The sequence below is a fragment of the Brevundimonas sp. AC546 genome, from assembly GCF_979258305.1.
In genome coordinates, this window is the sequence record NZ_OZ409849.1 from 2641870 (window position 1) to 2663084 (window position 21215).

A 21215-nucleotide genomic window follows, 5' to 3' on the forward strand; every position below is an offset into this window, starting at 1 on the left:
CGGCCGAGCGTGTAGGGCGACGACAGCCTCCCATTGATCGGCCGTGCGTCCATGCCCCTGACTTCCTACATCGCCCCCATCGTCATGCTGGCGCTGTCGAACGTCTTCATGACCTTCGCCTGGTACGGGCATCTGAAGTTCGAGCACAAGCCGCTGTGGCTGTTGGTGACGGCCAGCTGGGGCATCGCCTTCTTCGAATACTGGCTGGCGGTGCCGGCCAATCGGATCGGCATCCAGGTCTATTCGCCGGCCGAGCTGAAGACGATGCAGGAGGTGATCACCTTGTTGGTCTTCGCCGGCTTTTCGGTGCTGTACCTGGGCGAGAAGCTGACGGTGAACCATCTGGTCGGGTTCGCCTTCATCGGCCTGGGGGCCTTCTTCATCTTCAAGGGGCCGCTCGGGGCCTGATCGCGGCTTGCTCTCGGCTTGATCGGGGCGGCGGCCTGTTCCATTTGGTCGTCATGTCCTGGGTGATGTCTATCAATCCGTGGGCGACGCTGGTCGTCGCCGGTCTGCTGGAAGTGCTGTGGGCCTCCGGCCTCAAGAACGTGGGCCCCAGCCGGCCGCTGACCTCGCTGGGCGTCGGCGTCGCGCTGGCGGGCAGCATGATCCTGTTGTGGGTCGCTACGCAGAAGCTGCCGATCGGCACGGCCTATGCGGTCTGGACCGGCATCGGGGCGGTGGGCGCCGCCGTGGTGGGCGTCCTGGTCTATGGCGAGCCGGCGACGGCGGTGCGTGCGGTGTGCATCCTGCTGATCGTGGCGGGTATCGTGGGGCTGAAACTGTTTTCGGGAGCGGCGGCATGAGTGCGCTTCATCAGGGACGCGTCTTGATCCTTGCCGGGTCCGACTCGGGCGGTGGCGCAGGCATCCAGGCCGACATCAAGGCCGTGACGATGATGGGGGGCTATGCCGCCACGGCCATCACGGCGATCACGGTGCAGAACACATTGGGCGTTCACGGCGTCTATCCGTTGCCGCTGGATCTGATCGCCGCCCAGGCGCGGGCGGTGCTGGAGGACATTGGGACCGACGCCTTCAAGACCGGCATGCTGGGCTCGGTCGAGGTGGTCGAGACGGTCGCGGCCCTGCTGGACGAAGCCGACGCCCCGGCCGTGGTCGATCCGGTCATGGTGGCCAAGGGCGGCCATCCGCTGTTGCCTGATGCGGCGGTCGAGGCGGTAAAAAGTCTGATGATCCCGCGCGCGGCCCTGCTGACGCCCAATGCGCCCGAGGCCGAGGCCCTGACGGGGTTCGCCGTCCATGATCTGGACGGCCAGAGGCGGGCGGGCGAGGCCCTGCTGGCGATGGGCGCGCGGGCGGTGTTGATGAAGGGCGGTCATGTGTCGGGGCCGACGGTGATCGACCTGCTGATGACCGGCGACGGCGAGACGGTGCTGGAGGCCGAACGGATCGACACCCGCCACACCCACGGCACCGGCTGCACGCTTGCGAGTGCGTGTGCAGCCGGGCTGGCGCTGGGGCGTCCGCTGGAGGTCGCGGTGGCGGAGGCCTGGGCCTATGTCGGCGAGGCCATTCGCCGCGCGCCAGGCCTGGGTGGCGGGCATGGGCCTCTGGACCACGGCTGGCCGGTGCGGGGTTGAGGCGTCGCTTCCCGCTCCGTCATTCTAGGCCTTGTGCCTAGGATCCATAGACTCAGACCTGGGTACAGAGAGACGAATAGCGCCGTCCGTGTTCCATACCCGTAGACCGGGAGTATGGATCCTAGGCACAAGGCCTAGGATGACGAGCAAAAAGGGGTGCGGGCGGGCGTTAATCGCCACTCCACTCAGAAGGAGGACGTCGCTAAGGATGGGGATGAACGACGCACTGACCGAACGCCTGACCGACCTCGTGCGCGCCGACGCCGGGCTGATGCATGTGCTGACGACGGTGCAGGCGCTGGACCTGCCGGATTGGCGGCTGGTGTCGGGGGCGGTCTATCAGGCGGTGTGGAACGCGCGGACGGGGCGGCCGGCGGGGTATGGGATCAAGGATTACGATCTGGCCTATTTCGACGAGTTGGACCTGTCCTACGACGCCGAGGACGTCGTCATCAAACGCGTCGCCGCCGCCTTCGACGAGCCGTTCCGCAGCCAGGTCGAGGTGCGCAACCAGGCGCGGGTTCATTTATGGCACTCGGCCAAGTTCGGCGGTTCCTACTCGGCTCTGACTAACACAGATGAGGCCCTGACCCGCTTCGTCGCGCCCTGTTTTGCGGTTGGTGTGAGGCTGGAAGAAGACGACGAAATCACCGTGGCCGCGCCATTTGGGCTGGAGGACGTGTTCAATCTGACCATTCGTCCGACCCCGGATCGAGCCGTCGCGAAGGACTGGGATCACATCATCGAGAAGGCGAAGGCGCGTTGGCCCGAACTCAATGTCGTTCAGGTCTGATTGCGGACCAGCTTAAATTTCGGTGACAGAGCTGGCGATGAAGGCGACTTCAGCCGGGGTCCAGCAATCGCTTCTTTCCGTGGCCACGACTGACCCGCAGACGCAGGTGCGATTAGGACCATCAAGCCCGTCCGATCCGCAGCAGCCGTTGTCGGACCCGGTCGATTTCAGACGCCCTTCGATGATGTCGAGAGGGTTGGCGATGATGGTGTTCGAACCATCTTCCAGCTTGACCAACACCCCCTTCGGCACCGAGGGTTCGGCCATCTCGGGCGCATCCTTGTAGTCGGAACGTGATCCCCATTCTGACTTTGAGGTCAGAACGGCGCCGCACTTGGCGCAGGCTAATTCGACCACGGCGCGAACCTCCAAGGAATGGACCCCAGAAATGAACCGGAAGGTCCGAATATACAAACAGAGTTGCGTGCATCTGTGGTTCCAGGATCGGTTCGGCGAACCCTATGAGGCGCTGGGATCGACGGACGAGGCGCTGAGCCGGTTCGTGGCGCCGACCTTCGCGGTCGGGGTGCGGCTGGAGGCCGACGATGCGATCAGCATCGCCGCGCCGTTCGGGCTGGAGGATGTGTTCGCAATGACCATCCGGCCCAACCCGAACCGGCCGCTGGCCAGGGGCTGGGCCAGGACGATCGAGAATGCGCGCGGTCGTTGGCCCGAGCTGACGGTGATCGACCCCTAGAAGGGCCCGTGCTTGCCGTTCGAAGAGAACTCGGGCGGGGCGGCCTTGTGGATGTATTGTTCGGCGACCAGCCAGGCCTTGAAGGGGCGCAGGCAGCCCAGGCACATAGCGATCAGGATCGGCAGGGTGACCACCAGATGGACCCAGATCGGCGGGTGGACGGTGAAGTCGAACACCATCAGCAGGATCATGCCGATGATCCCCACCGCCGACATGACGAAGAAGGCCGGGCCGTCCGCCGGGTCGGCGAAGGCGTAGCTGAGGCCGCACGTGGGGCAGTCGGTCTGGAGCGTGAGGTAGCCCTTGAACAGCGGACCCTTGCCACAGCGGGGGCAACGACAGGCCAGGCCGGTCTTGAGGGTGCTGAGGCGGGGATAGTCGGTCATGCAAGCAATATGGGCCTTTGGGGCGGCGCTGTCGCGTGGACGGGTTGTCCTAGCGCTCACTGGCGTCTCTTCTTTCGTCATCCTCCGGCAAGCCGCGTCTTCGCGGCGCAGACCGGGGGACCCAGCGGCGCCGAAGGCGATGCGTCCGTCGCATAATGTTGGAAGCGTTTCGTTCGCGACAGGTTGGCTGCTACGCGCCGCCCTTCGGGTCGCGCTCTCGCGCGCCGCTGGGTCCCCCGGTCGCTTCGCGCCGGAGGATGACGAAAGAAAGAAGGGGGAACATCCGTAGAACTCCGGTCAACGTCGGTTAACCGCGATTAAAGGCCTTGTGGGGCATGGGTGGGGAGATATGTCCGGGGCCTCGCCGACCAAGCGCATGCTGAAGACGACTGTGGCCGCCGCCACGGCGGGCGCCGTCGTGTTTGCGCCCATGGCGCCGCTGGCCCAGGAAGTCGGCCGGTCACGCGATCCGCTGTCGATCAGCATCGGCCAAAACGACACCTTCACCCGCGTCGAATTCGGCGGGGTCATCGGGGTGCGCTCACGCGTCAGCCGTGACGGCGACAAGGTCGTGGTGCGTATGGGCACGACGGCCGCGCCCGACGTGTCGCGTCTGAAGGTCGATCCGCCCGCCGGGGTGAAGTCGGTCGAGACGCGGATGGCGCGGGCGGGCGGCACGGACCTGATCCTGACGCTGGAGGAGGGGGCGGACGCCCGCTCCGGCGTTGCGGACGGGGCGGTGTGGCTGAACCTCTACGCGCCCGGCAAGGCGCCGCAGGGTCCGGATGCGGCCAAGCCCGAAACCGCCAAGGCCGTGGTGCCGGTGCGCGCCGAATCCAGCGAACAGAAGACCGTCCTGACCTTCGACTGGGGCGCGCCCGTGGGGGCCGCCGTCTTCCGTCGGGGCGATGCGGTGTGGATCGTGTTCGATACGGCCGCGCGGATGGACATGGCCGGGGCCAAGGCTCTGGGGCCGGCCAAGGACGCGCACTGGGCGGCGGGGCCGGGCTATACCGCCATGCGGATCGCCGCGCCGGAAGGCCTGGGCGTCTCGGCCCAGGGCCAGGGCGGAACCTGGACCGTAACCATCGGCGGGGTCCAGGCCGGCGCCTCGGGCGTCGAGGTGGATCGTTCGGAAGATGGCTCGCCCACTCTGGTTGCGCGCATGGCCGGGGCGACCAAGGCGATCTGGCTGACCGATCCGCTGGTCGGGGACCGATTCGCGGCGGTGACGGCCCTGGCGCCCGGCAAGGGGTATGCGGGCAATCGGCGCACGGTCGATCTCAATCTGATCCCCACCGCCCAGGGCATGGCGGTCGAGACCGGGGCCGACGATCTGAAGATCGAGGCGGCGGGCGATCTGGTGACGCTGAGCCGGCCCAAGGGGCTGACGCTGTCGGCGCCGACGGCGGGGCTGGAGACCGGCGACCATGCGGCCGACGCGCCCAAGCGGGCGGCCCATCCGGGCCTGATCGACGAGACCTGGGCGACCACGGGCGAGGCGGGCTTCTCGGATCGCTATCGCCGGCTGCAGGACGCGGCGGGGCTGGAGACGATCGCAGCGAGCGACAATCCGCGCGCGCCGATCGAGGCGCGGATGGCGCTGGCGCGGTTCCTGGTCGGGTCGGGTCTGAACTACGAGGCCATCGGCGTGCTGAACGCCCTGATCGCCAAGGCGCCCAATCTGCAGGGCGAACCGGAAGTGCGGGGCCTGCGCGGCGTGGCGCGCGTCGGCATCGGACGGCTGGAAGAGGCCCAGGTCGATTTCTCGGGCGCGGCCCTGACCAACGATCCGGCGACCAAGGTCTGGCTGGGCTATATCGCCTCGGAGATGGGCGACTGGGAGGGGGCGCGGCGCAACTTCGCCGCCGGGGCCTCGGTCATCGACGACTTTCCCAAGGAATGGCGCGCGCGGTTCGGCGCGGCCCACGCCATGGCGGCCATCCAGTTGAACGACCTGCCCGCCGCCCAACAGTTGCTGGCCTATGTGTTCAGCCAGGACGCGCCGGCGGTCGATCAGTTGACGGCGCGGCTGGTGCAGGCGCGGATGTTCGACCTGAACGGCGACAAGGACCGGGCGCTGGCGGTCTACAAGGCCGTGGCGCGCGCGCCGCTGGACGGGATCGCCACGCCGGCGAAACTGGGCGCCATCAGTCTGGAGCTGGACAAGGGGGCGATCACGCCGGATCAGGCGACGGCGCAGCTGGAACAGTTGAAGTGGCGCTGGCGCGGGGATGCGACCGAGATGGCGGTCGTGCGCAAGCTGTCGGGCATCTATCTGCAACAGGGGCGATACCGCGAGGCGCTGGATGCGTTGCGCGGGGCGGGCAAGCGGATGGCGGGCGTGCCGGGCGCGGCCGAGGTCCAGGCCGATCAGTCCAACGCCTTCCGCGCCCTGTTCCTGGAAGGGGCGGCGGACGGGTTGCAGCCGGTTCAGGCGCTGGCGCTATTCTATGATTTCCGCGAACTGACGCCCATCGGCGCCGACGGGGACGAGATGGTGCGCCGCCTGTCGCGCCGCCTGATCGACGTCGATCTGCTGGACCAGGCCGCCGAACTGCTGAAACACCAGGTGGACGAGCGGCTGGATGGCGTAGCCAAGGCCCAGGTCGCCACCAACCTGGCCACCGTCTATCTGATGGATCGCCAACCGGAGAAGGCGTTGCAGGCCATCTGGGGCTCGCGCACCACCCTGTTGCCGACTGCGATGAACGGCGAGCGCCGCGCCCTGGAAGCCCGCGCCCTGATGGACCTGGGCCGGTTCGACCATGCGCAGGAGGTGCTGGATCGCGACCAGTCGGCGCCGGCGCGGGAAGTGCGCGGCGACATCTTCTGGAAACAGCAGAAATGGGGCGATGCGGCGCCGGTCTATGAGGCGCGGCTGGGCGAGCGGTACAAGACGGCGGGGGCCCTCACGCCGGCCGAGGAAAGCTGGCTGATCCGGGCGGGCGTGGGCTATTCGCTGAGCGGCGACCGGGCGGCGCTGCAAAGGCTGAATGCCCGCTATGCGCCCTTCGTCGCGGGGGCGCGGTCGGGCGCAGCGCTTCGCGTGGCCCTGGACGACAATCTGTCGGGCGTGGCGGGGGCCGGCGACTTCGCCAACCTGTCCAGCCAGGCGGACACCTTCGTCGGCTGGGTCAACAGCGCCAAACAGGCGTTCCGCAAGGAAGCCGACCCGAAAGCCTGATCCAGGCTTTCGCCCTTCTTGGAGCCTGATTCACGGCCTCGATGAATCGCGAAGCGATTCCTTCTCACCCGATCAGGCTCTAGGCTGCCGCCTGAAATTGAAACGGGCGGAGATCGCATCGCGACCCCCGCCCGTCCTGCATCGCCGATCCCGCCCGGCGGGACCGAAAAGGCTTAGCCGTTGACGGCGTCCTTCAGCGGCTTGGACACGCGGAAGCGCACGGCCTTGGAGGCGGCGATCTTGATGGTCGCGCCGGTGGCCGGGTTGCGGCCTTCGCGCTCGGCGCGGGCGGCGGTGTCGAAGACGCCCAGGTTCGAGATGCGGATGTCGCCGCCCGACTTCAGGGTCGAGTGGATGTTTTCGACGATGGCGGTCAGCACCTTGCCGGCGTCGGCCTGCGAGACACCGGCGTCTTTGGCGACGGCGGCGATCAGTTCGGCTTGAGTGGTCATAAGAAGCGTTTCCAGTGTTAGTCGCCCGATTCAGGGCGAGGACCGGGGGATCAACACGGATTTTGACGGGCTTTGCAAGCGTCTATGACGCGGAAAGCCATATGGGGCGGGGGATTATCCGGTACCGGACGCGCGCTGGAAGCTCTCGACCAGGCTTCCGGCGACCAGTCGCCAGCCGTCCACCAGAACGAAGAAGATCAACTTGAACGGTAGAGACACCACGACCGGAGGCAGCATCATCATACCCATGGACATCAGCACGCTGGCCACCACCAGATCGATCACAAGGAACGGAACGAAAAGGAGAAATCCGATTTCGAACGCCTTCTTTAGCTCGCTGATCATGAAGGCCGGGGTGACCACCCGCAGGGGCAGGTCCTGGACGTTCTGAGGCGGCTCGATATTGCTGAGACGGGTGAACAGGGCCAGGTCCCCACGGTCCACCTGGGCCAGCATGAAGGTTTTCACAGGTTCCGACGCCTGATCGAACGCCTGAGGCAGTTCGATCTGCTGATCCATCAGCGGGCGGATGCCCGAATCATAGGCGTCCTGCCAGGTCGGGGCCATGACGATGGCGCTGAGAAACAGCGACAGGGACACCAGGACGGCGTTGGGCGGCGACTGCTGTAGGCCCAGGGCCGTGCGCAGCAGCGACAGGACCACGATGATCCGCACGAAGCTGGTGGTCATGATGACGATGGACGGGGCCAGCGACAGCACGGTCATCAGCCCGACCAGTTGAACGACGCGCTGGGTCAGACCGGCGCCGGTGCCCAGGTCGATGTTGAGGGCCGAACCGCTCTGCGCCGCCTGCTGCGCCAGGGCTGCGACAGGCCAGGCCAGGCAGACCAGGGTGGTGAACAGCGACAGCAGGGCCGCGCGTTTCAACTCGGCGCCGGTCGGCTTGACGAAGACAGCGCGTTTCACTTGGCCGCTCCGGTCTGGCGCGGCTCGATCAGTTCGCGGCCTTCGCCCAGCAGGATCAGCCGTTCCTCGTCGTCGACGCGGACCAGAACCAGGCGGCGGGCGGGGTCCAGCACCAGGGTCTCGACCACCTGAAGCCGGCGGGCGCCGCGTTCGGCGCTGAGCTTGGCCATGAGCTGGGGCGCATAGCGGCGCGCGGCCCAGGCCACGATCCCGATCAGGCCAAGGGTGAAGGCCAGGCCGAAGACCGCCCGGACGAGATCGAGGAAATTCATGACGCTTTGAGGCCCCGCGCAGTCGGCGCTTAGGCCCTGACTGTTAACCACCACGGTTAACGAGGCGTTGAGATAACGACCTATTAACCATGGAGGCGGCATTTTCTGCCCATCGCGCGCATCCGCGTCGCACGGGAGATCGCCATGGGCGTCGCCGACATACCGCTGCTTGGGCAGATCAAGGGTCGGCTGGGCTGGCTGGACGAGCGTCAGCGCGTGATCGCCGAGAACGTCGCCAACGCCGATACGCCCGGCTTCGTCGGCCGCGACCTGAAGCAGCCGACCGACTTCGCGGCCGCCATGCGGTCGGGCGGGGGTCTGCAGATGGTGCGCACCAACGCCGCCCATATCGCGCCTGCGGGGTCCCCGGTGCGGTTCGATCCGACCAAGTCGCCGGATTCGGAGACTACGCTGGATGGCAACTCGGTCGTGGTCGAGGAGCAGATGCTGAAGATGGCCGAGAGCCGCATGGCCTATGACGCCGCCATCGGCTTCTACCAGAAATCCATGTCCATGATCCGCATGGCCGCCAAGCGGCCCGGCGGCTGAAGAAGGACTGACAAATGCCTGATCCCATCGCACCCTCGAACAGCACCATGGCCGTGGCGGCCTCGGCCCTGAAGGCCCAGCAGTCGCGCATGCGCGTCATCGCCGAGAACATCGCCAACGCCCAGTCGACGGCCCGCACGCCGGGCGGCGAGCCCTATCGCCGCCAGATCCCCGTCTTCCAGGCGCGAGAGGTCGATGGGGCGACGGGCGTCACCCTGGCCGAGGTCCGGCCCGACCAGGGCGATTTCAAGATGGACTACGATCCTTCGCACCCGGCCGCCAACGCCCAGGGCTATGTGATGCGGCCGAACGTGGACACCTTGGTCGAGGCCATGGACATGCGCGAGGCGCAGCGCGCCTATGAGGCCAATCTGAATGTCATCGAGACGGCGCGGTCGATGGACAGCCGCACGCTCGACATCATCAAACGCTGAGGACTAGGCCATGAACCCGATGATGGCCGCCAAGGCCTATGCCGCCGTCCAAGGCGGCGCCATGCCGACAGCCGCGCAAGCGCCCGGCGCCGGCGACGGCGGCTTCGCCGACCTGGTCAAGAACGCCATGACCGACATGACCCAGCAGTCACGCGCGGCCGAGACCCAGATGACGAAATCGGTCCAGGGGCAGGGCAATCTGATCGACGTGGTCACGGCGTTGAGCTCGGCCGAGGCGTCGTTGGAGACGGTGATCTCGGTGCGCGACCAGGTGATCTCCGCCTACAAGGAAATCATGGCGATGCCGATCTGAGGGCGTCGCGCTCTCGCGGCGCTTCTTAGGCGTCTCCATTTTAAGACCGTCATCCTAGGCCTTGTGCCTAGGATCCATACGCTCGATGTTAAAAGCTGCGCACCCTGCGTCCACCACCAGGAGTTCTGGATCCTAGGCACAAGGCCTAGGATGACGGCTGTGGGGGAACAGCGCCTCGCACTTTCAGAAATACCGCTCCGCGATCCGCAGCGTGTCGCCGGGCGAGACGCGGGTGTCGGCGGTCAGCGGCTGGGGCTCTTCGGTCTGTGAACCTGCGCGACGTACGAAGATGCGGCGGGTGTTGGCGCGGTAGGTGAAGCCCTGGGCCGTGGCCACGGCGTTCAGCGCCGTCAGGTCCGGGACATAGGAGTATTCGCCCGGCCGATTGACCTCGCCCAGGATGTAGATGGGCCGGTAGGTCAGAACCTGGGCCGTGACGCGGGGCTGGTTCAGATAGCCTTGGCGCAGGGTCTGGGCGACGGCGTCCTGAAGCTGGGCGACGGTCAGGCCGGCGGCCTGGACTTCACCGATCAGGGGCAGGGCGACCTTGCCCTCGGCGTTGACGACGAACTCGCCGCCCAGGGCGTCCTCGCCGAAGACGTCGATCCGCACCTTGTCGGCCGAGGCCAGGCGATAATCCGAGACGGTTTGGGGGGCGAAGCCGGCCAGGGCGAACGCCAGGGCCAGACCGATCATGCCGGTGCGCAGTCCTTGCCGCATGTCAGCCCTACCCCGATTGCCTGGGTGTGGAGGCTAAACGCGTCGGTTGTCCGGGTCTAGGACCGATCCGACAGAATACGGTGGGCCAGATCGCGGGCCTGACCACGCAGGTCGGGCACGGCCGTCATCTCCCAAAAGGCGCCGCGCGTCAGGGGGCCGATGGCGTGCAGCCCCTTGGCCGGGCTGCCCGCGCCGTCCATCAGCCGGCCGTCGTCGTCGACCTGCAGACCCAGGCCCAGGGGGTCGGGGCGGCCGTAACCCTTGTCGAGGATGTCGCGGATCATCGGCTCGGTGCTCTTGGAGATCACGCCCAGCGGCCCGGTGCAGTTCACCACCAGGTCGAACCGCTCCTTGATGGCGCGCTTTTTTCCGCGCGGACGCCAGGAGACCTCGATCACGTCGGTGGTCTTCAGCTCGGTCAGCTTGCCCGCCAGGATCGTCAGTTCGCCGCCGGCCAGCATGGAATGGATGTCGCGCGCCGGGCCGGGCGACAGGCGGTGGCGATGCACGTCCCACAGGGGGCGAAGATGGCGCAGGAAGCGGCTGCGTTCCACTTGCGACCAGCTGCGCCAGATGTCGCGAGCCGAATGGCGCAGCGTATCGAAGACGGCGCGCCAATCGGCCTGCGCCGTCGCGGCGCGGACCTGTTTCAGGATCTGGGCGGGGCTGCCGGAAAACGCGCCGACATAGGCGCCCGGGGGGACGGTGGCGTGGGCGCGGGGCAGGAGGCCGTGACGCGACAGGGCGGTCAGCCGGCGACCAGGGCGGCGCAGCGTCAGGGCCGCATCCACCATAGTCAGGCCCGAACCGATCAACAGGACGTTGCGCGCATCGCCGGCCGACTGGGGATCGAACCGCCAGGGGTTCTCGACATAGGCGGCAGAGTTCCGAACATCGGCCTCGACGCCGGGGGGCGAGGCGGGTTCCAGATTACCCAGGGCCAGCACCACCTGATCGGCCGTGACCTCCCCGTCACTGGCAGCGATATGCCAGCCGTCGTCCTGGCGGTCGATGGAACGGGCTTCGCCGCCGATGAGGCTCAGCCGGTCGGGGGCGTCGTCCAGCGCCTCGTCCAGCAGGAAACGCAGATATTCGCCATAGACGCCGCGGGTGATGAAGCCGTCCTGGGCGCGCCACGACGGCTGTTCCGCCAACCAGTCGGCGAGGTGGCCCGGCCGGTCGGGAAAGGCGCTCATATTGTCCAGACGGACGTTCAGCAGATGGCCGGGATTGCCGGTGTCATAGGCGGTGCCGGGACCAAAGACGCCGCGTCGTTCGATCAGGGTGACGCGCACGTCGGGCGAAGCTTTCAGCAGATTGACGGCGGTCAGCAGGCCGCTGAAACCCGCGCCCACGATCGCGACATGCGGTCCATTCTGCTGTGGCATTCGCGCCCCCGTTCCGGTTTCCGTCCGTGTCGATAGCACACGGCGGGCGGGGTCCGATCATGGCGATAAATATCTATCTGACCAGTAGGAATAAAGTGATCAGGCGGGGGAAGAGCGGCGGCGTCGGGCGTCGCGGATGTCGCGCAAAGCCAGGGGCAGCAGGGTCCAGGGCTCGACGCAGTAGCGGACGAACAGGCGTTTCGGATCGTGAACCAGGCGATAGGCCCATTCGATTCCGGCCCGCCCCATCCAGCGCGGAGCCGCGTTCTGGACGCCCGCCTCATAGTCGAAGGCGGCGCCGACCGACAGGATGACGCAATCGGGCAGGCGTTCGAAGTTGTCGGCGATCCACAGCTCCTGGCGTGGCATTCCCATGCCGACGAACAGGATGTGCGGCTGGAAGGCCGCAACCTGGGCCAGGACCGCCGCGTTCTCGGGCGACTCTTTGCGGGCGTCGAAGAAGCCGTGATGGATGGCGATTTCGGCGCCGGGATAGCGGGCCGTAAGTCTGCGGGCGGCCTCGTCGCCGACGCCGGGCGCGCCGCCGATGGACATGACGCGCCAGCCCTCGCGGTTCGCCACGCTCCAGAAATGGTCACGCCAGTCCAAATAGGTGCAGCGGTGAAAGCCCCGGCTGTGCAAGCCCAGCGCGCGCGCGAACCACAGCAGGGGGGTGGAATCGACCTCGACCAGGTCGGCCCGATCATAGAAGGCCCCCAGCTCGGGGCGTTTCTGGATCAGATACAGGCTGTGCAGATTGTGGTTGGCGATTAGGCTCTTTCGGCCCTCAAGCACCGCCTGCTGCACATGGTGCAGAACCTCTTCCGGCTTCACCAGATCGACCGGCTGGCCGAGCATTGACACGCGTTCGTGGGCGCGGCGATGCTGGCGGAACGGCGCGCGCGGCTTGGCGCGGCGTTCGGGCGTGTGGGGGCTGAGGGACGGGTCCGCCATGCGGCGCTTCTAGGCGGTCGGCCCTCAAGACGGGGTTAGAAAACAGGCTTAGCAGGCGTTAAGTCGCCGCCGAACGCGGATCGAAAAGACGATGCGGCAAGGCTTGAAGCGCCGCCTGCGGAATAAAACGACACGCGGCGAAAAACCTCTGTTGACCCCGTCGTTTCGCTGCCTTAGAGGTCCGCGCCTTCCCGATGGAAACGCCGCAAGGCGCTGCTGACGGGGCCCAGATGGCGGAATTGGTAGACGCGCTGGCTTCAGGTGCCAGTGGCTTAACGGCCGTGGAGGTTCGAGTCCTCTTCTGGGCACCATATTATTGAAAGCGTCGCACCGAACGGTGCGGCGCTTTCATTCTTTTGGCCTATCGCATCGCGCACGGCGCTCTGCTGCTTGAGGCCGTATTTTTGGCCTACCGGAATGCGCGCGGCGCATTACCTGCTTGAGGCCGTTTCTTGAATGCGGCGCGCGGCGTTCAGCATTGCTGTAGCCCGTTTCGTCCGCCGCGTTCGCCGTGTAAGAGCCAGAGCATGACTGTTTACCTGCACGAGGGCGACCTGCCCGACGATCTGGACCTGGGGTCCGAGGTCGCGATCGATTCCGAGACCATGGGCCTGCGTTTTCGCCGCGATCCGCTGTGCGTGGTGCAGCTGTCGTCCGGCGACGGGAACGCCCATGTCGTGCGGATGAGACGGCCTGACTATGACTGTCCGAACCTGAAGCGGGTGCTGACCGATCCGGCGGTGACCAAGATCTTCCACTTCGGCCGGTTCGACATCGGCATGTTCCTGCTGCACCTGGGGGTCGAGACGCGGCCGGTCTATTGCACCAAGATCGCCTCCAAACTGGCGCGGACCTATACCGACCGGCACGGCCTGAAGGACGTGGTGCGCGAGACCGTGGGCGTGGACCTGTCCAAAGCTCAGCAGTCGTCGGACTGGGGTGCGGCCGAGCTGAGCCAGGCGCAACTGGACTATGCAGCGTCGGACGTCCTCTATCTGCACGCGGCCAGGGCTAAGCTGGACCTGATGCTGGCGCGCGAGGGCCGCGCGGAACTGGCTGCCAAATGTTTCGACTTCCTGCCGACCCGTTCGGCGCTCGATCTCGCCGGCTGGGACGAGACCGACATCTTCGCCCATAGCTGAGGCGCGCTTGACCGAACCCGGCGAACAGTCCCGCATCGAAGCCGACGAGGCTAGGGTCGCCCTGGCCGGCGCCCGCTGGCGCTCGCGCTCCAAGCGGGTGAAGCTGTATCGTCGCGTGCTGCCGATCATCATCCTGGTGCTGGCTGGCGGCGCCCTGACCTGGACCGTGTTCCGAACCGTCATGTCGGGGGTGGAGCGCAAGGCCAGCCAGAGCCAGGAAGTCCGCCTGGACAGCCCGCTGTTCCATGGCCAGGACGCCCAGGGCCGCGCCTTCACCGTCGGCGCCCAAGGGGCGGTGCGTGATCCGGCGACCGGCCATTTCCGCCTGATCGGCCCGGCGCTGAAGCTGAACCTGGGCGGACGCAAGGTGACCGAGCTGACCGCCGATGGCGGCACCTACAACGAGCAGGCCAAGACCGTGACCATCGGCCCGAACGTGCGGATCTCCGACGGCGGCACCGGCTTCGTCCTGACCACGCCCGAGGCGGTGGTAGACACCTCGACCGGCAATGTGACCGGTTCAAAGGGCGTTCAGGGTTCCGGCCCTATTGGAACCATCAACGCATCGTCCTATGCGATCTATGATCAGGGACAGCGCGTCGTCTTCGACGGCGCGGGCGACAACAAGGTGAGGGGCGTACTGACGCCCAAGGGGTCTGGCGGATGATCATGACGAAGATTTCAAAGGCTCTGGCGGCGGTCGCCGTCGTGACGGTCGTGGCCCTGCCGGCCGTCGGCGACGCGCAATCGCAAACGGGCAACCAGCCCGTGGCCTATGGCGCGGACTCGGTCGAATATGGCCCCAACCGCATCATCCTGAGAGGCCGGGCCGAGGCGACGCAGGGCGGCAACCGCTTTCGCGCCGACACCCTGACCCTGGTCAGCGGAGAAGGCGGCGACCTGCAACGGGCCGAGGCGGCCGGGACCGTCTATTTCGTCACCCCGGACCAGTCGATGCGCGGCGACCGCGCCGTCTACAATCTGGGCAATGGCGAGATCGTGGTGACGGGCAACGTCGTCCTGACCCAGGGCAAGAACGTCCTGACCGGCTCGCGCCTGGTCTATAATATCAATACCGAAGCCGCCCGCATGGACGGCGCGCCGCGCGGCGCCGCCGGAAGCCGCGTGCAAGGCGTCTTCTACCCCAACGCAAACTGAGGCCGTCGGCCGTCTGGACCTGAGCATTTGGCGCGCAAGGAACTGTCAGCCCTGAACCTGGACGATCGGCCTGCGTCGCAGCCGGTGGTCTCGCCTGCGGAAAAGGGTCTGCGGGTACTGAACCTCGCCCGGTCCTTCGGGCCGCGTCAGGTGGTGCGCGACGTGTCCCTGACGGTGCAGCGGGGCGAGGTGGCGGGCCTGCTGGGACCGAACGGCGCGGGCAAGACGACCTGTTTCTACATGATCACCGGCCTGATTCCGCCGGATTCCGGTTCGATCTGGCTGGATGGCGAGGACATCACCGGCCAGCCGATGTACCAGCGCAGCCGCATGGGCCTGGGCTATCTGGCGCAGGAAGCCTCGATCTTTCGCGGCATGACGGTGGAGCAGAACATCAAGGCGGTGGTCGAGCTGAACTATCCGCGCGACCAGATCCGCGCCGAGACCGACCGGCTGCTGAACGAACTGCACATCGACCATCTGCGGCACGCCCCCGCCACCGGCCTGTCGGGCGGCGAGCGGCGTCGGGTCGAGATCGCGAGGGCGCTGGCCGGCCGGCCGTCCTTCATGCTGCTGGACGAACCCTTCGCCGGCATCGACCCCCTGGCCATCGCCGACATCCGCACCGTGATCCGCTATCTGGCCAGCCAGGGTATCGGCGTGCTGATCACCGACCACAATGTGCGCGAGACCCTGGACATCACCGACCGGGTCTCGATCATCTCGAACGGGGCCGTGTTGTTCGAAGGCACCTCGGACGAGGCGGTCCACGACGCCGAAGTGCGCCGGGTGTATCTGGGCGAAAACTACGTTTGATCGCGACGTCTCCTCCCCACTTGTGGGGAGGGGGACCACGAAGTGGTGGAGGGGCTCTGGAAGCCCCACAGGCGCTTGCGATGCGGTGAACAACCCCTCCGTCACGGCGCGAAGAGCGCCGCGCCAACTCCCCGTCGCCACGCGACAGGGAGGAGACGATGCGACGTTCGTCTCACGTTAACCGGTTAGGCGACATTCTGCCCCAGCAAGTTCCGGGCCACTCGGCGGCCGGGCGGGAAGATTTCGAACGTGATCGGGCAAAGGTTAGAGGTCAGGCAGGGGCAGGGGCTGGTCATCACGCCCCAGCTGCAGCAGGCGATCAAGCTGCTGCAACTGTCGAATCTCGAGCTGGACGACTTCGTCGAGGCCGAGCTGGAACGCAATCCGCTGCTGCAACGCGAGGAGCCGGAGGGCGACACGCCCGAGCCGGTCGAGCGCGTCGAGGCGACGGCGGACGGCGAGATGTCGTTTGGCGACGGGGTCGGGCACGAGTCCGTGTCCGGCATGGATGCAGGCTCGGACGACGTCTATGGCGATGCCGCGCCGGGCGAGCGCACCAGCGACCGGATGACCGACGAGGCCCAGCCGGGGCTGTCGGACTGGTCCAGCGCCGGCAAGGGCGGCTCGGTGTTCGAGGGCGACGGCGAACGGCCCGACACGCACGAGCCGACCCTGTGGGAACATCTTCAGGCCCAAGCCTCCTCGGCAGGGTTCAGCTTCGCCGACCACGGCGTCGCCATGACCCTGATCGATGCGACGGACGAAGGCGGTTATCTGCGTGGTGAACTGGCCGAGTTCGCCGACCGGCTGGGCGTGCCGCTGGAGCGGATCGAGGCGGTGCTGGCCGTCTGCCACGGGTTTGAGCCGACGGGAATCATGGCGCGGTCGGTGCCGGAATGCCTGAAGCTGCAGCTGATCGAGCGCAATCGGTTCGATCCGGCGATGGCGGCCCTGCTGGACAATCTGGACCTGCTGGCCAGGCGCGACCTGGCGGGGCTGAAGAAGGTCTGCGATGTCGACGGCGAGGACCTGACCGACATGATCGCCGAGCTGAAGGCGCTGACGCCGCGCCCCGGCGCCGGGTTCGGCGGCGAGCCGGCTCAGACCGTGGTGCCCGACGTGCATGTGCGGCCCGACCCGGCCGGGGGCTGGCGGGTCGAGCTGAACGCCGACACCCTGCCGCGGCTGCTGGTGGACAAGCGCTATCACGGCCTGGTCCAGGCGGGGGCGCGGTCCGATACGGAAAAGACCTTCGTCGCCGACTGCGCCGCCCAGGCCAACTGGCTGGTCAAGTCGCTGGATCAGCGGGCCAAGACCATCCTGAAGGTGTCGTCCGAGATCGTGCGCCAGCAGGACGCCTTCCTGGCCTTCGGCGTCGAGTTCCTGAGACCGCTCAATCTGAAGACCGTCGCCGACGCCATCGGCATGCACGAATCGACGGTCAGCCGCGTGACCTCGAACAAATATATCGCCACGCCGCGCGGGGTGTTCGAGCTGAAATTCTTCTTCACCGCCGCCATCCAGTCGGTGGATGGCGCATCGACCCATTCGGCCGAGGCCGTCCGCCACCGGATCAAGTCGATGATCGAGGGCGAGGGTCTGGAGGGCGACGTTTTGTCCGACGACAAGATTGTGGAAATCCTGAAGGAAACGGGCATCGACATCGCCCGCCGAACCGTGGCCAAGTACCGGGAAGCCTTGAGGATTCCATCGTCCGTCGAGCGCCGCAGGATGATGAAGACCGGCTGAGTCGGATCGCCAAGCGTGACCACAAATCGGTGATCTCGATTGACACCAAATCCGGTCGGGCGCGTTCTATCCGCATGCAAGTCCAAGTCAGCGGCAAGCAAGTGGATGTCGGCGAAGCGTTAGGCTCGCGCATCTCCCAGGAACTCGAAGACGGGGTCGGAAAATACTTCGCCCGAGGCGGTGAAGACGCCGAGGTCGTGGTGTCCAAGGACGGCCACAACTTCAAGGTGGACTGTTGGGTCCGCCTCGCGTCGGGCCAGACCCTGGTGACGACCGGATTTGGCGGCGACGCCCATTCCGCCTTCACCGAGGCGCTGGATCGGCTCGAAACGCGGGTCCGTCGCTACAAGCGTCGGCTCAAGGATCACCACATTGGGCCCAAGGGCCTGTCGCCCGAGAAGACCGAGAACGCCGCCCGCGAAGTCGCACGCAGCATCGTGCTGCGTGATCCCGACAGCGTGGAGGACGATGTCTTCGGCGACACCGGCGAGAACGACGGCCCGCCGCCGGTGGGCATGGTCATCGCCGAGACCGAGCACGAAATCCGCACCATCACGGTCGGACGCGCGGTGCTGGAGCTGGACATGACGGGCTATCCCGTCGTGCTGTTCCGAAACGCTGCGCACGGCGGCCTGGCGGTCGTCTATCGTCGCCCGGACGGCAATGTGGGCTGGATCGACCCGGAAATCGCCAGCGCGACCAACGGCAAGGCCCAAGGCAATGGCAAGGCCAACGGCTCGGTGAACTGAACAGCCAAGTTTGACTTCGGCGCGGGAGCCTCTAAACGGGCGCCCGCGCCGTGTCTCTGCGTGTATCGAGGTTGTCTGATGGACATCGGTGATCTGCTCGCGCCCAAGGGCGTGGTGCTGCGCGGTGGCGCGTCGTCCAAGCGACAGGCCCTGCACGCGCTGGCCGAGGCGACGTCTCACGCCCTCGGCATCGACGAATCGAAGATTTTCGACGCCCTGATGGAGCGGGAGGCGCTGGGCTCGACCGGGCTGGGGTCTGGCGTCGCCGTGCCGCACGCCCGTCTGGACGAAGTCAGCCAGGTGACGGCGGTCTTCGTGCGGCTGGATACGCCCGTGGCCTATGACGCCGTGGACGATCGTCCGGTGGACCTGATCTTTGGGCTGTACGCCCCGTCCAGGGCGGGCGCGGAGCATCTGCGCGCGTTGGCGGCGGTGTCGCGCGCCATGCGGTCACCGGAACTGCGCGAACAGCTGCGTCAGGCGCGCACGACCGATGCGATTAGGGCCCTGTTCGTCAAGGACAAGACGGCCGCCACGGCAGCCTGACTGAGGGGGCGCTCGTCACGCCGCCCTCATTGCAATCAGTGAACCGAAACCGGCTCCAGCTCGTGCGCCACGGCGGCGGCGAAGGCGGTGTCGCGGTCGATCATGACCGCCAGCCGCTCGCCGTCAGCGCTGTGGACGGCATACAGGGACTGGCCGGGGTTCAGGTCCACATCCTTGATCTCGACCGCCTCTTCAAGCAGGTCCGAGGCCTTGATCTCCCGCACATAGACGAGGTCGGGGGCGCCCAGTCCTGCAAAATCTTCCTTGGTCATCGTCATCGGCGTCATTAGGACCGCCTCCTTCATGTTTTACAACGCCCATATCGACGGGCGGTTCTGACAGCCGCGCTTTTCAGCCGGCCGTGATCGGAATGCGCCGCACCTGGCGCTCGGCTTCGGGGCGGATCAGGTCGACGTGCAGCAGGCCGTGCTCCAGCCGGGCGCCCTCGACCTCCAGCCCATCAGCCAGCACGAAGTTGCGCACGAAGCCCCGCGCCGCGATGCCGCGATGGAGAAACGCCTGCTCTGCCTTTGCCGCGTCTTCGCGCTTGCCGGCGATGGTCAGTTGGCGGCCGTCCAGGGTGATGGCCAGTTCGTCGGGCGCAAACCCGGCGACGGCCAGGCTGATGCGGACCCCCGCCTCGCCGATCTGTTCGACATTGTAGGGCGGATAGCTTTCGGCCGCAGCCTTGGCGGCGCGGTCGATCAGGGCGCGGGTGTGATCGAAGCCCAGCAGGAAGGGGCTGTCGAACAGGATGGTGCGCGTCGTCGTCATCTGGGTCCTCGCGAAAAGCGACCGAGCAGCCGGTCCCCCGCAATCGGCAAGACCTTCCGTCACAGATGAAGATGGGGGCGGACGGGGGCGGGATCAACTGTCGGGCGCCGGTCTTCCCCAATACCGTCATCCTCGGGCTCGACCCGAGCATCAGGCGACCTGCCCTTCATGCAGAGGGGCGAGGCCCGGCATTGTGATCGACCCCAAACGCAAAGCGGCCGATGGTCCGGTCCTCGGGTCGAGCCCGAGGATGACGGACGGGGCGAAGGCGCCCCTAGTGGATGGCCTCGCCATGCTGGGTATAGTCCAGCCCCTCGACCTCTTCGTCCTTGGTCACGCGCAGGCCGGTGGTGAACTTGCAAATCATCAGGACGACGAAGGTGCCGGCTGCGCTCCAGACGATGACGCCGCCCAGGCCGATAGCCTGTTTCCACACCGTGGCGCCGTCGGACAGGGCGTTGACGGTCGTGGTGGCGAAGACGCCGGTCAAAAGGGCGCCGACGATGCCGCCGACGCCATGCACGCCGAAAGCGTCCAGACTGTCGTCGTATTTCAGCGCATGCTTCAGCCAGACCGCGCCCGCATAGCAGGCCGGGCCGGCGATCAGGCCGATGAAGAAGGCGCCCTTGGGATCGACGAAGCCGGCGGCCGGGGTGATGGCGACCAGGCCGCCGACGATACCGGAAAGCAAGCCCAGCAGGGTCGGACGCTTGCGGTCGAACCATTCGATGGTCATCCAGCCCAGAGCCGCAGCCCCGGCGGCCAGAATGGTGTTGAAGGCGGCGGTGGCGGCCAGAGCATCGGCCGCGCCCGCAGACCCGGCGTTGAAGCCCAACCAGCCTACCAGCAGCAGGCCGGTGCCGATGGCGCTATAGACCAGGTTGGCGGGGGCCATGTTGTCGCGCCCGAAGCCATGACGCGGCCCCAGCACAAGAGCGCAAACCAGGCCAGCGACGCCCGCATTGACGTGGACCACCGCCCCGCCCGCGAAGTCGAGCACGCCCAAACTGCCCAGATAGCCGCCGCCCCAGACCTGGTGACAGATCGGCGCATAGACGATCAGGTGCCACAGGGCGAAGAACAGCAGGCTGGCCGAGAACTTCATCCGCTCGGCGAAGGCGCCGGCGATCAGGGCCGGGGTGATGATGGCGAAGGTCATCTGGAAGCTGACGAACAGAAGCTCGGGCAGGCCCGGCAGCAGGCTGTGGGCCGTCTGGGCCGTGACGCCGTTCAGGAAGGCGGCCTGGACCCCGCCGATGAAGCCGTTGATCGCGTCAGGCCCCTTGCCGAACGACAGGCTGTAGCCGACCAGGAACCACAGCACCGAGACGATTGCGAAGGCGGCCGCCGACTGGGCGATGACGCTGATGATGTTCTTCTTGCGCACCATGCCGCCGTAGAACAGCGCCAGGCCCGGCAGGGTCATCAGCAGCACCAGCGCCGTCGAGGTCAGGATCCAGGCCGTCGCCGCATTGTCGATGACCAGCGGCGCCTGGTGCGCCAGCAGAGCGGGCGACGCCAGGACGGGAGACGCCAGCGACGCCGCCCCCGCGACGAGTGTGGCGGCGAGGGCGGCGTATCGGGTCATGGATTCGTCTCGGGGAGG

27 protein-coding genes and 1 tRNA gene are annotated in these 21215 nt (G+C 66.9%); 17 read left to right on the forward strand and 11 right to left on the reverse strand.

What is annotated here, in order from left to right:
* Positions 1 to 51: 51 nt before the first annotated feature.
* From ACZZZD_RS13035 to ACZZZD_RS13050, 4 genes are all read left to right on the forward strand, one after another.
* Complete coding sequence (locus ACZZZD_RS13035; RefSeq protein WP_463435595.1) at positions 52 to 408, forward strand: DMT family protein; 357 nt, start codon at positions 52 to 54, stop codon at positions 406 to 408.
* A gap of 53 nt (positions 409 to 461) precedes the next feature.
* Entirely contained in the window at positions 462 to 806 is a 345-nt protein-coding gene (locus ACZZZD_RS13040) for a DMT family transporter (RefSeq protein WP_463435596.1), read from the forward strand.
* The gene (gene thiD / locus ACZZZD_RS13045; protein WP_463435597.1) at positions 803 to 1603 is read left to right on the forward strand and encodes a bifunctional hydroxymethylpyrimidine kinase/phosphomethylpyrimidine kinase; all 801 of its coding nucleotides are present in this window, start codon (positions 803 to 805) and stop codon (positions 1601 to 1603) included. The genes ACZZZD_RS13040 and thiD overlap by 4 nt, the downstream gene beginning before the upstream one ends.
* 214 nt (positions 1604 to 1817) lie before the next feature.
* Complete coding sequence (locus tag ACZZZD_RS13050; RefSeq protein ID WP_463435598.1) at positions 1818 to 2396, forward strand: nucleotidyltransferase family protein; 579 nt, start codon at positions 1818 to 1820, stop codon at positions 2394 to 2396.
* Between the two features lie 12 nt (positions 2397 to 2408).
* Here the strand turns inward: ACZZZD_RS13050 and ACZZZD_RS13055 are convergent, their stop codons facing one another.
* Positions 2409 to 2663 (reverse strand): hypothetical protein, encoded by a 255-nt coding sequence (locus tag ACZZZD_RS13055; protein ID WP_463435599.1) that lies wholly within the window; start codon positions 2661 to 2663, stop codon positions 2409 to 2411.
* A 67-nt stretch (positions 2664 to 2730) separates the two neighbouring features.
* Here ACZZZD_RS13055 and ACZZZD_RS13060 point away from each other — a divergent pair, with 67 nt between their 5' ends.
* Positions 2731 to 3093, forward strand: coding sequence for a nucleotidyltransferase family protein (locus tag ACZZZD_RS13060; protein ID WP_463435600.1), 363 nt, complete (start codon positions 2731 to 2733; stop codon positions 3091 to 3093).
* Here the strand turns inward: ACZZZD_RS13060 and ACZZZD_RS13065 are convergent.
* The gene (locus ACZZZD_RS13065; RefSeq protein WP_463435601.1) at positions 3090 to 3479 is read right to left on the reverse strand and encodes a DUF983 domain-containing protein; all 390 of its coding nucleotides are present in this window, start codon (positions 3477 to 3479) and stop codon (positions 3090 to 3092) included. The genes ACZZZD_RS13060 and ACZZZD_RS13065 overlap by 4 nt on opposite strands.
* A gap of 349 nt (positions 3480 to 3828) precedes the next feature.
* Between ACZZZD_RS13065 and ACZZZD_RS13070 the strand changes: the two genes are divergently transcribed.
* Complete coding sequence (locus tag ACZZZD_RS13070) at positions 3829 to 6666, forward strand: tetratricopeptide repeat protein (RefSeq protein ID WP_463435602.1); 2838 nt, start codon at positions 3829 to 3831, stop codon at positions 6664 to 6666.
* Between the two features lie 173 nt (positions 6667 to 6839).
* Here the strand turns inward: ACZZZD_RS13070 and ACZZZD_RS13075 are convergent, their stop codons facing one another.
* The 3 genes from ACZZZD_RS13075 to ACZZZD_RS13085 all read right to left on the reverse strand — a co-directional run bounded on the left by ACZZZD_RS13075 (position 6840) and on the right by ACZZZD_RS13085 (position 8317).
* Positions 6840 to 7118, reverse strand: coding sequence for an HU family DNA-binding protein (locus tag ACZZZD_RS13075; RefSeq protein ID WP_087120554.1), 279 nt, complete (start codon positions 7116 to 7118; stop codon positions 6840 to 6842).
* Between the two features lie 114 nt (positions 7119 to 7232).
* Positions 7233 to 8045: a flagellar type III secretion system pore protein FliP gene (gene fliP, locus ACZZZD_RS13080; RefSeq protein WP_463435603.1), complete on the reverse strand. Its 813-nt coding sequence runs from the start codon at positions 8043 to 8045 to the stop codon at positions 7233 to 7235.
* Positions 8042 to 8317, reverse strand: coding sequence for a FliO/MopB family protein (locus ACZZZD_RS13085; protein WP_463435604.1), 276 nt, complete (start codon positions 8315 to 8317; stop codon positions 8042 to 8044). Before ACZZZD_RS13085 ends, fliP begins: the two co-directional genes overlap by 4 nt.
* Positions 8318 to 8461: 144 nt before the next feature.
* Between ACZZZD_RS13085 and flgB the strand changes: the two genes are divergently transcribed.
* Genes flgB through fliE form a run of 3 tightly spaced genes read left to right on the forward strand, consistent with a single transcriptional unit; the run spans position 8462 to position 9613 of the window.
* The gene (flgB, locus tag ACZZZD_RS13090; RefSeq protein WP_135194750.1) at positions 8462 to 8866 is read left to right on the forward strand and encodes a flagellar basal body rod protein FlgB; all 405 of its coding nucleotides are present in this window, start codon (positions 8462 to 8464) and stop codon (positions 8864 to 8866) included.
* Between the two features lie 14 nt (positions 8867 to 8880).
* Positions 8881 to 9300: a flagellar basal body rod protein FlgC gene (gene flgC / locus ACZZZD_RS13095; protein ID WP_197458415.1), complete on the forward strand. Its 420-nt coding sequence runs from the start codon at positions 8881 to 8883 to the stop codon at positions 9298 to 9300.
* Between the two features lie 10 nt (positions 9301 to 9310).
* A complete protein-coding gene (fliE, locus tag ACZZZD_RS13100) occupies positions 9311 to 9613 on the forward strand; it encodes a flagellar hook-basal body complex protein FliE (protein WP_159846359.1) in 303 nt (100 codons plus the stop codon).
* 183 nt (positions 9614 to 9796) lie between these two features.
* Here the strand turns inward: fliE and ACZZZD_RS13105 are convergent, their stop codons facing one another.
* From ACZZZD_RS13105 to ACZZZD_RS13115, 3 genes are all read right to left on the reverse strand, one after another.
* Positions 9797 to 10333 carry a polysaccharide biosynthesis/export family protein gene (locus tag ACZZZD_RS13105; protein ID WP_463435605.1) on the reverse strand — a complete coding sequence of 179 codons (537 nt, stop codon included), beginning with the start codon at positions 10331 to 10333 and terminating at the stop codon, positions 9797 to 9799.
* Between the two features lie 56 nt (positions 10334 to 10389).
* Positions 10390 to 11721, reverse strand: a complete 1332-nt coding sequence (locus ACZZZD_RS13110) for an FAD/NAD(P)-binding protein (RefSeq protein WP_463435606.1) — start codon at positions 11719 to 11721, stop codon at positions 10390 to 10392.
* Positions 11722 to 11820: 99 nt separating this feature from the next.
* Entirely contained in the window at positions 11821 to 12675 is an 855-nt protein-coding gene (locus tag ACZZZD_RS13115) for a WecB/TagA/CpsF family glycosyltransferase (protein ID WP_463435607.1), read from the reverse strand.
* 224 nt (positions 12676 to 12899) lie between these two features.
* On the opposite strand from ACZZZD_RS13115, the gene ACZZZD_RS13120 reads away from it, so the two are divergent.
* The 8 genes from ACZZZD_RS13120 to ptsN all read left to right on the forward strand — a co-directional run bounded on the left by ACZZZD_RS13120 (position 12900) and on the right by ptsN (position 18835).
* Positions 12900 to 12986: transfer RNA gene (locus ACZZZD_RS13120), tRNA-Leu, on the forward strand.
* Between the two features lie 216 nt (positions 12987 to 13202).
* Positions 13203 to 13817 carry a ribonuclease D gene (locus tag ACZZZD_RS13125; RefSeq protein ID WP_463435608.1) on the forward strand — a complete coding sequence of 205 codons (615 nt, stop codon included), beginning with the start codon at positions 13203 to 13205 and terminating at the stop codon, positions 13815 to 13817.
* A gap of 7 nt (positions 13818 to 13824) precedes the next feature.
* Complete coding sequence (gene lptC, locus ACZZZD_RS13130; protein ID WP_463435609.1) at positions 13825 to 14484, forward strand: LPS export ABC transporter periplasmic protein LptC; 660 nt, start codon at positions 13825 to 13827, stop codon at positions 14482 to 14484.
* A 2-nt stretch (positions 14485 to 14486) separates the two neighbouring features.
* The gene (locus tag ACZZZD_RS13135) at positions 14487 to 14975 is read left to right on the forward strand and encodes an LptA/OstA family protein (RefSeq protein WP_463435610.1); all 489 of its coding nucleotides are present in this window, start codon (positions 14487 to 14489) and stop codon (positions 14973 to 14975) included.
* 27 nt (positions 14976 to 15002) lie between these two features.
* Complete coding sequence (lptB, locus tag ACZZZD_RS13140; RefSeq protein ID WP_463435611.1) at positions 15003 to 15791, forward strand: LPS export ABC transporter ATP-binding protein; 789 nt, start codon at positions 15003 to 15005, stop codon at positions 15789 to 15791.
* 249 nt (positions 15792 to 16040) lie between these two features.
* Entirely contained in the window at positions 16041 to 17540 is a 1500-nt protein-coding gene (gene rpoN / locus ACZZZD_RS13145) for an RNA polymerase factor sigma-54 (protein WP_463435612.1), read from the forward strand.
* 74 nt (positions 17541 to 17614) lie between these two features.
* Positions 17615 to 18289 carry a ribosome hibernation-promoting factor, HPF/YfiA family gene (gene hpf / locus ACZZZD_RS13150; RefSeq protein WP_463435613.1) on the forward strand — a complete coding sequence of 225 codons (675 nt, stop codon included), beginning with the start codon at positions 17615 to 17617 and terminating at the stop codon, positions 18287 to 18289.
* A 78-nt stretch (positions 18290 to 18367) separates the two neighbouring features.
* Positions 18368 to 18835: a PTS IIA-like nitrogen regulatory protein PtsN gene (gene ptsN, locus ACZZZD_RS13155; RefSeq protein ID WP_463435614.1), complete on the forward strand. Its 468-nt coding sequence runs from the start codon at positions 18368 to 18370 to the stop codon at positions 18833 to 18835.
* A 35-nt stretch (positions 18836 to 18870) separates the two neighbouring features.
* Here the strand turns inward: ptsN and ACZZZD_RS13160 are convergent, their stop codons facing one another.
* From ACZZZD_RS13160 to ACZZZD_RS13170, 3 genes are all read right to left on the reverse strand, one after another.
* Positions 18871 to 19122 carry a DUF1150 family protein gene (locus ACZZZD_RS13160; RefSeq protein WP_159846327.1) on the reverse strand — a complete coding sequence of 84 codons (252 nt, stop codon included), beginning with the start codon at positions 19120 to 19122 and terminating at the stop codon, positions 18871 to 18873.
* 64 nt (positions 19123 to 19186) lie between these two features.
* Positions 19187 to 19609, reverse strand: a complete 423-nt coding sequence (locus ACZZZD_RS13165; RefSeq protein WP_463435615.1) for an Hsp20 family protein — start codon at positions 19607 to 19609, stop codon at positions 19187 to 19189.
* Positions 19610 to 19883: 274 nt separating this feature from the next.
* Positions 19884 to 21197, reverse strand: a complete 1314-nt coding sequence (locus ACZZZD_RS13170) for an ammonium transporter (RefSeq protein WP_463435616.1) — start codon at positions 21195 to 21197, stop codon at positions 19884 to 19886.
* Positions 21198 to 21215 lie beyond the last annotated feature (18 nt).

Excerpts from the sequence above, each read along its gene's own strand:
- ACZZZD_RS13075 (WP_087120554.1), bottom strand. The coding sequence starts at position 7,118 with ATGACCACTCAAGCCGAACTGATCGCCGCCGTCGCCAAAGACGCCGGT.
- ACZZZD_RS13040 (WP_463435596.1), top strand. The coding sequence starts at position 462 with ATGTCCTGGGTGATGTCTATCAATCCGTGGGCGACGCTGGTCGTCGCC.
- ACZZZD_RS13135 (WP_463435610.1), top strand. The coding sequence starts at position 14,487 with ATGACGAAGATTTCAAAGGCTCTGGCGGCGGTCGCCGTCGTGACGGTC.
- ACZZZD_RS13035 (WP_463435595.1), top strand. The coding sequence starts at position 52 with ATGCCCCTGACTTCCTACATCGCCCCCATCGTCATGCTGGCGCTGTCG.
- thiD (WP_463435597.1), top strand. The coding sequence starts at position 803 with ATGAGTGCGCTTCATCAGGGACGCGTCTTGATCCTTGCCGGGTCCGAC.
- ACZZZD_RS13085 (WP_463435604.1), bottom strand. The coding sequence starts at position 8,317 with ATGAATTTCCTCGATCTCGTCCGGGCGGTCTTCGGCCTGGCCTTCACC.
- ACZZZD_RS13070 (WP_463435602.1), top strand. The coding sequence starts at position 3,829 with ATGTCCGGGGCCTCGCCGACCAAGCGCATGCTGAAGACGACTGTGGCC.
- ptsN (WP_463435614.1), top strand. The coding sequence starts at position 18,368 with ATGGACATCGGTGATCTGCTCGCGCCCAAGGGCGTGGTGCTGCGCGGT.
- ACZZZD_RS13160 (WP_159846327.1), bottom strand. The coding sequence starts at position 19,122 with ATGACGCCGATGACGATGACCAAGGAAGATTTTGCAGGACTGGGCGCC.
- ACZZZD_RS13115 (WP_463435607.1), bottom strand. The coding sequence starts at position 12,675 with ATGGCGGACCCGTCCCTCAGCCCCCACACGCCCGAACGCCGCGCCAAG.
- ACZZZD_RS13170 (WP_463435616.1), bottom strand. The coding sequence starts at position 21,197 with ATGACCCGATACGCCGCCCTCGCCGCCACACTCGTCGCGGGGGCGGCG.
- ACZZZD_RS13125 (WP_463435608.1), top strand. The coding sequence starts at position 13,203 with ATGACTGTTTACCTGCACGAGGGCGACCTGCCCGACGATCTGGACCTG.
- ACZZZD_RS13105 (WP_463435605.1), bottom strand. The coding sequence starts at position 10,333 with ATGCGGCAAGGACTGCGCACCGGCATGATCGGTCTGGCCCTGGCGTTC.
- flgB (WP_135194750.1), top strand. The coding sequence starts at position 8,462 with ATGGGCGTCGCCGACATACCGCTGCTTGGGCAGATCAAGGGTCGGCTG.
- ACZZZD_RS13065 (WP_463435601.1), bottom strand. The coding sequence starts at position 3,479 with ATGACCGACTATCCCCGCCTCAGCACCCTCAAGACCGGCCTGGCCTGT.
- ACZZZD_RS13110 (WP_463435606.1), bottom strand. The coding sequence starts at position 11,721 with ATGCCACAGCAGAATGGACCGCATGTCGCGATCGTGGGCGCGGGTTTC.
- fliE (WP_159846359.1), top strand. The coding sequence starts at position 9,311 with ATGAACCCGATGATGGCCGCCAAGGCCTATGCCGCCGTCCAAGGCGGC.
- ACZZZD_RS13165 (WP_463435615.1), bottom strand. The coding sequence starts at position 19,609 with ATGACGACGACGCGCACCATCCTGTTCGACAGCCCCTTCCTGCTGGGC.
- ACZZZD_RS13050 (WP_463435598.1), top strand. The coding sequence starts at position 1,818 with ATGAACGACGCACTGACCGAACGCCTGACCGACCTCGTGCGCGCCGAC.
- flgC (WP_197458415.1), top strand. The coding sequence starts at position 8,881 with ATGCCTGATCCCATCGCACCCTCGAACAGCACCATGGCCGTGGCGGCC.
- hpf (WP_463435613.1), top strand. The coding sequence starts at position 17,615 with ATGCAAGTCCAAGTCAGCGGCAAGCAAGTGGATGTCGGCGAAGCGTTA.
- ACZZZD_RS13055 (WP_463435599.1), bottom strand. The coding sequence starts at position 2,663 with ATGGCCGAACCCTCGGTGCCGAAGGGGGTGTTGGTCAAGCTGGAAGAT.